At 68.2% G+C, this 12213-nt stretch carries 7 protein-coding genes; 6 read left to right on the plus strand and 1 reads right to left on the minus strand.

Annotation, left to right across the window (positions count from 1 at the left end):
• The first annotated feature begins 15 nt into the window (after window positions 1-15).
• From ACWDTI_RS03375 to ACWDTI_RS03400, 6 genes are all read left to right on the plus strand, one after another.
• The gene (locus tag ACWDTI_RS03375; RefSeq protein WP_449736625.1) at window positions 16-3363 is read left to right on the plus strand and encodes an arabinosyltransferase domain-containing protein; all 3348 of its coding nucleotides are present in this window, start codon (window positions 16-18) and stop codon (window positions 3361-3363) included.
• Window positions 3353-6637 (plus strand): arabinosyltransferase domain-containing protein, encoded by a 3285-nt coding sequence (locus tag ACWDTI_RS03380; protein WP_449736626.1) that lies wholly within the window; start codon window positions 3353-3355, stop codon window positions 6635-6637. The genes ACWDTI_RS03375 and ACWDTI_RS03380 overlap by 11 nt, the downstream gene beginning before the upstream one ends.
• A 34-nt stretch (window positions 6638-6671) precedes the next feature.
• Window positions 6672-7565, plus strand: a complete 894-nt coding sequence (locus tag ACWDTI_RS03385; RefSeq protein WP_449736627.1) for an oxygenase MpaB family protein — start codon at window positions 6672-6674, stop codon at window positions 7563-7565.
• Window positions 7566-7673: 108 nt separating this feature from the next.
• A complete protein-coding gene (locus ACWDTI_RS03390) occupies window positions 7674-8222 on the plus strand; it encodes a Dps family protein (RefSeq protein WP_449736628.1) in 549 nt (182 codons plus the stop codon).
• Between the two features lie 326 nt (window positions 8223-8548).
• Complete coding sequence (locus tag ACWDTI_RS03395) at window positions 8549-9775, plus strand: DICT sensory domain-containing protein (RefSeq protein WP_449736629.1); 1227 nt, start codon at window positions 8549-8551, stop codon at window positions 9773-9775.
• An 88-nt stretch (window positions 9776-9863) separates the two neighbouring features.
• Window positions 9864-10613, plus strand: a complete 750-nt coding sequence (locus ACWDTI_RS03400) for a VIT1/CCC1 transporter family protein (RefSeq protein ID WP_449736630.1) — start codon at window positions 9864-9866, stop codon at window positions 10611-10613.
• Window positions 10614-10655: 42 nt separating this feature from the next.
• Here the strand turns inward: ACWDTI_RS03400 and ACWDTI_RS03405 are convergent, their stop codons facing one another.
• Window positions 10656-12206: an acyl-CoA carboxylase subunit beta gene (locus tag ACWDTI_RS03405; protein WP_449736631.1), complete on the minus strand. Its 1551-nt coding sequence runs from the start codon at window positions 12204-12206 to the stop codon at window positions 10656-10658.
• Between the last annotated feature and the right edge of the window lie 7 nt (window positions 12207-12213).

A 12213-nucleotide genomic window follows, 5' to 3' on the forward strand; every position in this document is an offset into this window, starting at 1 on the left:
GAGCGCGCCGCGGGTATGTCTGAATACTCTCAGCAAAGTCACCTAGCATTTGGGATCGTGCCTGTGACAGCCCCGACCGCCCGCATTGTCGCCGTCGTCGCCGGCACGGTGGGGCTGATGCTGTGCGTGATCACGCCCTTTCTGCCGGTCAAGTCCACCGACGCCGGGTTCGACTGGCCGCAGGGGCAGTCCCTGTCCGGGGAGTCCGCCGACATCGTCGCACCCCTGATCGCTCAGACACCACAGTCGATGGACGCCCGGATCCCGTGCGCGGTGCTGTCCTCGTTGCCCGCCGAAGGCGGTCTCGTGCTCGCGACGATGTCGCCGGACGCCCCGAAGAGCAAGGCGTCGGCGCTGTACGTGACCGCCACGCCGTCGACCGTGTCGGTCACGTTCCGCAACACCCTGGCCGCGTCGGCACCCCGGACGAGCATGTCGCAGTGCCGTGAACTGCACATCTGGTCGGCACCGGCCGGCCCGGGCGCCGGATTCATCGGGCTGCCCGGCGACAACGGCGGCGAATCCAAGACGCTGCCGCCGGACAAGCGGCCTCAGGTGTCGGGCATCTACACCGACCTCACCCCCGCGCAGGCGACCGCTGCGGCCGACGCCGGGATGAGGGTGCACATCACCATCGACAACCGGTACGTGAGCTCGCCGAGCGTGCTCAAGCTGATCGTGATGGTGGCGGCAGTACTCGCGGTGCTCGTCGCGCTGGTGGCGCTCGGCATGCTGGACCGCATCCACGGCTATCACCGACGGATCGGTCAGCGCTCCCGGTCGCTGGCGCGGTCGCTGATCCCGCGACCCACCGACATCACCGTGACGATCGTGCTGGTCCTGTGGGCCCTGCTGGGCGCCGGCACGGCCGACGACGGTTACATCCTCAACATGGGACGCACCGCCGGCGCGTCCGGATACCTGGCCGACTATTACCGCTTCTACGGGATCGCCGAAGCCCCGTTCGACTGGTACTACAGCTTCCTCGCCCACTGGTCGGCGGTGTCGCCGAGCATCCTGTGGATGCACATCCCGTCGCTGGTCGCGGGCCTGGCGTCGTGGTTCGTGCTCAGCCGTGTGCTGCTGCCGCGCCTGGGTTCGGCGGTGCGGCGCTCCGGTTGGGCGATCTGGGCGGCGGCCGCGGTGTTCACCGCCTTCTGGCTCCCGTTCTGCAGCGGTCTGCGCAGCGAGTCGATCATCGTGCTCGGATCGCTGCTCACCTGGTGGGCCGCCGAACAGGCGATCGCGACCCGACGACTGCTGCCGGCCGCGGCCGCGGCGATCGCCGCCGGCTTCACCCTGGCGCTGGCGCCGCAGGGCGTGATCGGTGTGGCCATCCTGCTGGTGTCTGCACGTCCGCTGCTGCGCATCCTGCTCGACCGGCGCGGCGAGTCCGGGCTGACCGCGGTACTGGCACCGATCCTCGCCGCCGGATCGCTGGTGCTGGTCGTCGTATTCCGTGACCAGACCCTGGCGACGGTGCTCGAGGCGATGAAGGTGCGCTACCAGGTCGGGCCGGTCATCAGCTGGCATCAGGAATACCTGCGCTACTACTTCCTCACCGTGACCACCGACGACGGCGCACTGACCCGCCGCGTCCCGGTGCTGCTGCTGCTGGCCGCGCTGATCGTCACCGTCGCGGTGATGCTGCGGCGCACCCGGATCCGTGGCGTGGACCCGGGTCCCACCTGGCGGGCGATCGGCGCGGTCGGCGTCACGCTGCTGCTGTTCGCGTTCACCCCGACCAAGTGGACCATCCAGTTCGGGGTGTTCGCGGGACTCGCCGCGGCACTGGCCGCGACTGCCACGCTCGCGGTGGCGCAGTCGGCGGCCCGCTCGGCACGCAACCTCACGGTGTTCGTCTCCGGCCTCTTCTTCGCCCTGGCGGCGGCGATGGCCGGCAAGAATGCCTGGCCCTTCGCCTACGAGTACGGCATCTCCTGGTTCGACCGCGCCCCGGTGCTGCTCGGGTTCCAGGTGTCGAGCATCTTCCTGGGCCTGGCCGTCCTGACCGCGGGCCTCGCCGTGTGGCAGCACCTCCGCCTCGACTACGTCGAGAACCGCGGACTCTCCCACACCACCGACGGCCCCGGTGAGACCGCCGCCGACCGCCGCCGCCTGTTCCTCGCGTCGTCGCCGATCGCGGTGATCGCCGCGATCATGGTGGTCGCGCAGGTACTGGTGTTCACGAAGGCCGTCGTGGTCCGGCGCCCGGCGTTCACCGTGGCGGCGGAGAATCTCAACACGTTGCGCGGCAAGCCCTGTGGGATGGCCGATGCGGTCCTGGCCGAACCGGACCCCAACGCCGGCATCCTGCCGCCCGCCGGCGGTGAATCCGCGTCGGCGGCCCTGGCCGGCACCGGTTCGGTCGGCTTCACCCCCAACGGTGTGCCCGGCGATCTCACCCCGGACCCGGGCAGTGCGCGGCCGGGTCAGATGAACGTGGCGGCGAGCTTCTCCAAGCCGTTCGTCGTCAGCGGCGGAATGGGCGCCGGAACCACCGGCGGCACCGGCCCGGAAACGGTCAACGGCTCCACGGTCGCTCTGCCGTTCGGCCTGAACCCGGCGACCACGCCGGTACTCGGCAGCTACGGATTCACCGGCGAGGCACACCTCACGACGGGGTGGTACCAGCTGCCGCAACGCAATTCGTCACCCCTGCTGGTCGTCGCCGCGGCCGGGTCCATCGCCACCACCGACGTGTTCGGGGCGCAGGTGTTCGGGCAGAAACTGGTGATGCAGTTCGGTCGCCCCGGGGCGAACGGCTCGTTCGAGCAGGTCGGCCGGGACATCGTGCCGATCGATCCCGGTCCGGTGATCCCGAATCGACCGTGGCGCAATCTGCGGGTACCCATGGCACAGGTCCCGCCGCGTGCCACCGTGATGCGATTGTCCCTGCTGGACAACAACATCGACCCGAAGCAGTTCATCGGCATCACCCCGCCGCGAGCGCCGAGGCTGCAGACCCTGCAGCAGACGGTCGGCTCGCAGGCGCCCACCGTCATCGACTTCACCGTGGCCGCCCACTTCCCGTGCCAGCGGCCGCTGGAGGTGACCAACGGGGTCGCCGAGGTGCCGCAGTGGCGCATCCTGCCGGACTTCGCGTCGGCGAACTCGCAGTCCAAGACCTGGATGTCGGCGGCCGACGGGGGGCTGCTGGCGGTGTCGGAGTCGACGACCTCGGCCACCACGGTCCCCACCTACCTGCGCGACGACTGGCATCAGGATTGGGGTGCGCTGGAGAAACTGACCCCGCTGGAGCCCGACGCCGGATCGGTGGAGGTGGACCTCACACAGCAGACGCGATGGGGATGGTCGCGGACCGGTTCGATCAGGGTGGAGCCCCAATCAGATGACGACTGACACAGAACAGCGCAATTACCGGACGGTCAAGATCGTCGCGGTGGTCGCCGGTGTGATCGGCGTCCTGATGGCCGTGCTGACACCGCTGCTGCCGGTCAATCAGTCCACCTCCGAACTGAATTGGCCACAGGGTGAGGGTGTCGGCAGTGTGGCGGCACCGCTCGTCTCGTTCGTCCCGATCGACATGGACGTCGCGGTGCCGTGCTCGCTGGCCCGCGAGCTGCCGCCGGACGGTGGAGTGCTGTTGTCGACAGTGCCCGACGGCGGTCAGGATGCCGCGGCTCGCGGCCTGTTCATCCGCGCCACCGGCGACGCACTGACGGTCAGCGACCGCAACGTGGTGATCCTCAACACGGATCGGGCGGCGGCGCAGGCGAATCCGGCGTGCCGGGTGGTGTTCCACGCGGACGGCAAGGGCGTGAACGCGCGGATCGACGGCGTGACCGGCGATGGCGCGCTGAGGTATTCGGTCCCCGATCCCGACATGCGTCCGCAGATCGTCGGCGTCTACACCGATCTGCCGAGCGCCGCACCACGCGAGGGCCTGTCGTTCCACGCCACCATCGACACCCGCTATGTCAGCAGCCCGACGTTCCTGAAGCTCGCGGCGATCATCGTGGGCATCCTCATGACGATCCTGTCGCTGATCGCACTCGGCGTGCTCGATCATCGAGATGGCCGCGGCCACAAGCGGTTCCTGCCCGCCGGATGGTGGGCGATCACCCCCCTCGACGTCGTCGTGTTCGCCGTGCTCGCGTTCTGGTGGTTCATGGGCGCCAACACCTCCGACGACGGCTATAACTTCACCGTCGGCCGCATCACCAGCGATGCGGGCTACGCCGACAACTACTTCCGCTATTTCGGTGTGCCGCAGGACCCGTTCGGCTGGCACTATCAGGTGATCGCGGCGATGACCCATGTCAGCCTGTCGGCGCCGTGGATGCGGTTGCCCGCCTTCCTGCTGGGCCTGCTCGGCTGGTGGCTGCTCAGCCGCGAGGTCATCCCGCGTCTCGGTCGCGCGGTGCGCAACAGCACACCGGCGATGTGGTCGGGTGCGTTCGTGTTCCTGGCGATCTGGCTGCCCTACAACAACGGTTTGCGCCCGGAACCGGGTGAGGCGATCGGCGCGCTGCTCGCGTGGTGCTGCGTGGAGCGCGCCATCGCGACCCGCCGTCTGCTGCCCTATGCGGTGGCGGTGGTGACCGCGGCGTTCACCCTGGCGCTCGCGCCCGGCGGCCTGATGGCGGTGGCCGCGCTGCTCGCCGGCATCCGGCCGATCGTCAAGACAGTCGTGACCCGCCGCAAGCGCGACGGCCTGTTGCCGATGCTGGTACCGATCGTCGCGGCGGGCACCGCGGTGCTCTACGAGATCTTCTTCGACCAGCCGCTGGCTCCGCTGATCGCCGGCAACAAGGTCGCCACCGACGTCGGTCCCACCCTCGAGTGGTGGCAGGAGCCGGTCCGCTACTACTACCTGGACCTGCAGACCGCCGACGGCACCTTGGCGCGCCGGTTCGGTGTCCTCATCATGATCCTGTGCATCGTGGTGGTCCTGCTGCGCCTGTTGCGTCGGGAACACCCCAACGGTGTGGCGCGGGCACCGATCTGGCGTCTGCTCGCCGTGGTCCTCGGCACGATGTTCCTGATCTCGTTCACCCCCACCAAGTGGACCCACCACTTCGGCATCTACGCCGGGATCGCCGGCGGTCTGGCCGCGGCGGCCGGCGCGATGATGGCGCCCGCGATCCTGCGGTCACGGCGCAACCGGACGTTCTTCGCCGCCGCGGTACTCGGGGTCACCGCGATCTCGTTCGCCGGCACCAACGGCTGGTGGTTCGTGGGCAGCTATGGAATCCCGTGGTGGGACCGCCCGCCGTCGATCGCCGGCATCAAGCTCGGCTGGGTGATCCTCGTGCTGGCCGTGATCACCGCGCTGGTCGGCCTGTGGTTCCACTTCCGCGACGACTACGTCGACGAACAGACCCGCAGCCGTGGCGGCACCGGGTGGCTGTCCAAGCTGAAGTTCTCACCGCTGCCGGTGATCTCGGTGTTCGTCGTGATGTTCATGGTGGCGTCGTTCGCCAAGGCGGCCTACGTCCAGCGTGACAGCTGGTCGTGGCTCAACTCGAATGCCCGTGCCATCACCGGAAACGAGTGCGCACTCGCCAATGACGTTCTGGTGGAAGCAGATCCGAATACGGGCATGCTGCAGCCGGCGGCCGTCGACGGCAAGCCCGCACCCTCCGTCGCGGCCGCGCTGGCCGGGTCGTCGAGCCCGGAGGGGTTCTCTCCCAACGGGGTTCCCAACCGCCTGTCCGTCGACGTCACGGAGGAGCAGAACACCGCGACGACGACCGCGCAGAACACCGCACAAGCGGGGGCGGGCGCCGCCGCGGCCACCGACAGCAACACGTCCGCGCAGGGCGGAACCGAAGGCGGACAGGGCGCGCGCGGGGTGAACGGTTCCACCGTGCGTCTGCCGTTCGGGCTGAATCCGGCGACCACACCGGTGCTGGGAAGCTACGGAACCCCCTCGGGCACCGGATCATTGACCACCGATTGGTATCAACTGCCGCCGCGCGCCGGGGACAAGCCGTTGCTGACGATCTCCGTCGCCGGGTCGGTCCAGGCCGTCGACGGTATCGGAGTCGTCCATCCGGGACAGCAGTTGATCATGCGTTTCGGCCGCACCGGTCCGGACGGGCGCGTGACCCCGATCGGCACGTTGTCGCCGATCGACATCGGCGAGGTGCCCACCTGGCGCAATCTCCGTTTCCCGATGGATCAGGCGCCGCGCGACGCCGACGTCGTGCGGGTGGAGGTCAACGACACCGCCGGGGCGCCCTCGGAATGGGTGGCCGTCACCCCACCGAGGGTGACCGCGCTGAACACCCTGCAGGACGTGGTGGGCAGCACCGATCCGGTGTTCATCGACTGGCTGCCCGGCATGGTGTTCCCCTGCCAGCAACCGATGCGGGTGAGCAACGGGGTCCTCGAGGTACCCAAGTGGCGGATCATGCCCGACGCGGAGGCGACCCGGAAGAACAGCCAGACGTGGATGTCGGGCAAGGCCGGCGGCCCACTCGGCATCACCGAGGCGATGCTCACACCGACGCTGCTGCCGACGTATCTGCGGAACAACTGGGGCCGCGACTGGGGTGGGTTGCAACGGTTCACCGAGATCAAGCCGGCACCACCGGCCGAACTCGAACTCGGGACGGCCCGGCACTCCGGGCTGTACAGTCCGGCACCGATGCGATCCAGCGGATACTGACCGCCGGGGCGCCTCGCGGGGTTACGGTAGCCCCGTGAGCGTCATCGAGGACAGCTACCGGCATGCGCATGTCGCCGAGGTGCCCCGCGCCCGGCATCGGCGCCGCGTCCGCCGGACCGGTGACCTCGTGACCGGCCTGGGTCCGTCCATCGCGGGTGCCAATGTGATCATGCAGCTGGCCAACTCGAAAGTCGGTTACGGAGTGGTCGAGAGCCGGGTCGAGTCCGGCAGCGCGGTGAAGCATCCGATGAAGCGCAGCCGCACCACGGGCACGTTCCTGGCGGTGGCGCTGCTCGGCAGCGACGACGACCGCGCCTACGTCCGCGACGAACTGCGCCGCGTCCACGGGCTGGTCTACTCGACCGACGACAGCCCGGTCCGCTACAGCGGCAACGACTCCCGGCTCCAGCTCTGGGTGGCGGTGTGCCTGCTCAAGTACTTCATCGACCAGTACGAGTTGCTGTACGGCCGGTTGTCGGTGGCCGAACGCGAGCGGGTGGTGGCCGATTCGCGATGGCTCGGTACGACATTGAACGTGGCCGCCGACCAGTGGCCGCACAGTTACGCACAGCTCCAAGACTATTGGAACTCGGAGCTGGCAACCCTGTCCATCGATCCTCCGGTTCGCGCACTGCTGCAAAGCCTTTCGGACCTCTCGTTCTTGTCCTACCGGTTCGGCCCGGTCGGCACCCTGGCGCACAAGGCATTCGGCCAGCCCATGAACTACCTCATCAAGGCGGGGCTGCCGCCGGGCTTCCGCGACATGATGCAGTGGCGGTGGAGCAGCCGGGACGAGCAGATCTACGAGCGGACGCTGAGGGTCGCGCGCGCCGTCGATCCCGCGGTCGGCCGCGTCATGCGCGGCCTGCTGACCGCCTACCTCCTCGACATGCGGATGCGCCGGCGGATGGGGCTCCGCGTTTTCTGACCCACCCGCCGTCTGTGCCGTTACCGGACCGATACCGGACGTCTCGGTTGTGTTGCCGTCACGATTCGCCACGGGCCGCTGCGTGCGCGTCGGCAATAGCGTCGGGGCATGACCACATTCACCGCTCCGGGCCTGTCCATCGACGACGCCACCACGGTGGCCGACACACTGCAGGAGCGGCTCAGCGCGCTCAACGACCTTCACCTCACGCTCAAACACGTCCACTGGAATGTGTTGGGCGCCAACTTCATCGGAGTCCACGAGATGATCGATCCCCAGGTGGAACTCGTCCGCGGCTACGCCGACACCATCGCCGAGCGGATCGCCACCCTGGGCGTCTCCCCGCGCGGAACGGCAAAGGCCATCGAAGACGATCGGTCCTGGGACGATTACTCCATCGGGCGCGACACCGCCCAGGCACACCTGGGTGCGCTGAACCTGGTCTACAACGGCTTCATCACCTCGCACCGGGCAGCGATCGAGAAGGCCGGCGAGATCGATCCCGTGACCGAGGACATCCTGATCGGCCAGACCGCCGAACTGGAGAAGTTCCAGTGGTTCGTGCGCGCCCACCTGGAGAGCTACACGGGCGAACTCGCCACCGCGGGCGAGACCACCGAGGTCGGAGCCGCCGACGCGGCACGCGCCGCAGGCTGACCCGGTGACCACCGTCGATCCCGCCGCCGGCGACACCAGGGTTGAGGAGGCCGTGGTGTCGCCGGAGCGTCGGGTCCGCGACTCGGTCGCGGATCAGGGCGCCCTATACGGCCTTGCGCTTGCCGTGTCCATCCTGGTCTGGGTGTTTCTGATCGCTTTTCTATGCTCGGTTCGATCTGGACGGCCGTCGCGCTGGTGGGTTTTTTGCTACGCTAACGGCAGGGACTCTGCTCGTCCTCCTCCGGATGTGAAACAGTCCGCATCTGCCCAGATCAAACGGGGCGCCTCGCCCTGGCGGGAGGCCTCGAAATGGCCAAGGTTCAGCGATGAGGCCCAGCGCCGGGCCCGTTTCCGGCAGTGAATTCACCGTCTTCGACGATCTGGAGCTCCACATGCAATTCGCGCCGGTCTGCCGGCTGTCGGACGGCGCGGTGGCCGCCGTCGAATTGCAGCTCCGCGGACCGTCGGGCACCCGCGTCGGCACGGCGCGCGCACTGCGCCGCGCGGCCTGGCTGATGGATCAGCACCGGGTGCTCGACAACCGCAAACGTGACTTCGCGACGACCTCGCGCGCACAGTCCGTCGCCAAGATCCTCCCCCTGCTGGTGCCCCTGGATCTCGATCTGATCACCGGACTCGACGCCGTCACGGTCGAGACGCTCGAACGGCACGTGATGGTGGTGCTGCCCGACGCCGTGCAGCGCAGTCCCCAGCACACCCTGGCCAAGGTGGCCAAGGCACGGCGGACCGGACGGGTCATCTGCGTCGACGGCCTGACCACCAGCGAGCAGGCCGCCACCCTGCTGTCGCTGATCGAGCCGGACATCGTTATCACCAGTGCAGATCTGCTGCGCGGCAACGCAAGTCAGGAATCCGCCCGGGTCGCTCACGCCCTGGCGGCGCACACCGAACGCAGTCATGCGGTGGTGATCGCCGAGGGGGTGGACAACGAGGAGCAGCGTATCGCCGCGCTGACCATCGGTGCCGCCTATGGCACGGGGGCGCTGTATCCGCCCGTCGAGTCGCCGTCCTCGTTGACCTCGACAACCATCGTGCCGTTGCCGGAACTGCCCGTCTGGTCGACTCCGCCACCCGAACACGCGACACCGTTCGCCATCGCATCGGCGTCGATCACACCGCGCCGCGGCGACAAACGCCTGCTCATCGAGATGAGCAAGGCCCTCGAGCACCAGGCCGCCGTCGGCGGCCCGGCCGTGGTGCTCGGCACATTCCAGCACGCGCGCCACTTCACCGCGAGCACCGCAGACCGGTGGCGCCTGATGTCCGAGCAGACCGGACTCGCGGGTGTGTTCGGTGTCGATCTGGTGGACGTGCGGGACGGCAATGTCCATCGGGCGCCCTTGGCACCGGATGACGATCTGGTCAACGAATGGAATGTCGCGGTCCTGGGGCCACATTTCACCGCACTGCTGTCGGCACGTGACCAGCACTGCGGCGCAACGGATCTCGATCGCACATTCGATTTCGTGCAGAGTTATGACCGGCTCACGGTGACGCAGGCGGTGCAGTCGATCCTGATGCGCTTCGACTAGTCTCAGTCGGTTCGGCCCTGGACGGCTCGGCTTTAGGCAAGCATCACCTTGCTTGCGGCACAGCGGTATTCTCCGGTTCCCTGGATGCATGTCCGCGGACGAATCGCCAGCCGAGACCAACGGGGTGCCGCATCAGCATGCCGCGGAGCCGCATGCCGGTGGGGGCCTGGCCAATCGGCTCAACTGGTTACGCGCCGGGGTGCTGGGCGCCAACGACGGGATCGTCTCCACCGCCGGCATCGTCGTGGGTGTCGCGGCCGCGACGACCGCACGTGCACCGGTCTTCACCGCCGGCATCGCGGGGCTGGCCGCGGGAGCGGTGTCGATGGCGCTCGGCGAGTATGTGTCGGTGAGTACCCAGCGGGACACCGAGAAGGCCTTGCTGGCCAAGGAACGCCGTGAGCTCGCCGAGCAACCGCGCGCCGAATTCGAGGAATTGGTCGGCATTTACGAGGCCAAGGGACTCACCCACGACACGGCGTGTCAGGTGGCGACCGAGTTGACCGAGCACGACGTGTTCGAGGCGCATGTCGAGGCCGAACTCGGGATCGATCCGAACGATCTGACCAATCCGTGGCAGGCGGCGGGCTCGTCGGCGGTGTCGTTCACCCTCGGTGCGCTGCTGCCGCTCCTCGCGATCCTCATCCCGCCGGCGGCATGGCGCATACCGGTCGCCTTCGTCGCGGTGATCCTCGCGCTCGCGGTCACCGGCTGGATGGGCGCGACGCTCGGCGGCTCCCGCCCCTGGCGGCCGATGTGCCGGGTGGTGATCGGCGGGGCGATCGCGATGGTGGTGACGTTCGCGATCGGGCGGTTGGTCGGGACCGCGGTGGGGTGACCATCCGCTCCCTGAGGTGCGAGCGCAGCGAGCCTCGAAGGGTCAGATGGGCATCAGGAAGTGCTTGCGCGGCGTGCGGTACTCCGCCTTGTCCCGCAACTGCGCCATCGCCTTTCGCAGCTGCAGTCGTGTCTCGGCCGGTTCGATGACCGCGTCGATGTAGCCACGCTCCGCCGCGAGATACGGCGTCGCCATCATGGTGTTGTAGAAGCCGATGAAGTCGCGGCGCACCTTGTCCGCCTCGGCCGCGGACATGCCCGCCGTCTGCCGGCGGGTGAGGATCGCGGCGGCGGATTCGGCACCCATCACCGCGATCTTCGCGCTCGGCCAGGCGAGGTTGATGTCGGCGCCGAGCTGTTTGCAGCCCATCACCGCATACGCGCCGCCGTAGGCCTTACGCAGCACCACGGTGACCTTCGGGACGTCGGCTTCCACGTAGGCGTATAGGAACTTGCCCGAGCGCCGGATGGTGCCCTTCTGCTCCTCGGCGAGTCCGGGGAGGATGCCCGGGGTGTCCACGAGGAAGATCAGCGGGATGGAAAATGCGTTGCAGATCCGGACGAATCGCGTTGCCTTCTCCGATGAATCGGTGTCGAGCACACCCGACATCACGTTCGGCTGGTTCGCCACCACGCCAACCGCGTGCCCGTCGACGCGCGCATACCCGGTCAGGAGGTTCGGCGCGAACAGTTCGCCGACCTCGTGGAAGGCGCCGTCGTCGAACAGCTTGATGATGATGTCGTGCATGTCGTAACCGGCATTGTCGTTGTCCGGCATGAACTCGTTGAGCGACAGGTCCGACGCCGTGATCTCGGGTTCGAGGCCCGGGTTGATGATCGGGGGCTGCTCGTAGGCGCTCGACGGCATGTACTGGAGGTACTCGCGCACCCAGTCGAACGCCGCCTTCTCGTCCGGCGCCACGTGATGGATGTTGCCCCACCGCGCCTGGTTGTGGGCGCTGCCGAGGTCCTCGGCCGAGATGTCCTCTCCGTTCACCTGTTTGAGGACGTCGGGACCGGTGACGAACATGTAGCTCTTGTCCTCGACCGCCACCAGGATGTCGGTGTTGGCGGGCGTGTAGACGGCACCACCCGCGCACTTGCCGAGGATCACCGAGATCTGCGGAGCGAGTCCCGAGAGCAGCAGATTCCGTCGACCCATCTCCGCGTACCAGGCCAGCGAGGTGACCGCGTCCTGGATCCGGGCGCCGGCCGAGTCGTTGATCCCGACCATCGGGCAACCGATCTTGCCCGCCCACTCCATGAGGGCAGACACCTTGCGGCCGAACATCTCTCCGACCGTGCCGCCCAGCACGGTCTGGTCGTGCGAGAACGCCGCCACCGGGCGCCCGTGCACCAGTCCGTGACCGGTAACCACACCGTCGCCGTAACCCGTGTGGGCGGCACCGGGCATCTTGGCCAGTCCGCCGATCTCGACGAACGTCCCGGGATCGAACAGCATCGCCAACCGTTCACGCGGGGAGCAGATGCCTTTCGCCTCTCGCTTGGCGATCGCCTTCTCGCCGCCGGGTTCGTTGGCGGCAGCCAACTTCTCGCGGAGATCGGCCAGTTTGCCTGCGGTGGTGTCAGACACGGTCCTG

Source organism: Gordonia sp. NPDC003424, assembly GCF_053588655.1.

Excerpts from the sequence above, each read along its gene's own strand:
- ACWDTI_RS03390 (WP_449736628.1), top strand. The coding sequence starts at position 7,674 with ATGACCACATTCACCGCTCCGGGCCTGTCCATCGACGACGCCACCACG.
- ACWDTI_RS03380 (WP_449736626.1), top strand. The coding sequence starts at position 3,353 with ATGACGACTGACACAGAACAGCGCAATTACCGGACGGTCAAGATCGTC.
- ACWDTI_RS03395 (WP_449736629.1), top strand. The coding sequence starts at position 8,549 with ATGAGGCCCAGCGCCGGGCCCGTTTCCGGCAGTGAATTCACCGTCTTC.
- ACWDTI_RS03400 (WP_449736630.1), top strand. The coding sequence starts at position 9,864 with ATGTCCGCGGACGAATCGCCAGCCGAGACCAACGGGGTGCCGCATCAG.
- ACWDTI_RS03375 (WP_449736625.1), top strand. The coding sequence starts at position 16 with ATGTCTGAATACTCTCAGCAAAGTCACCTAGCATTTGGGATCGTGCCT.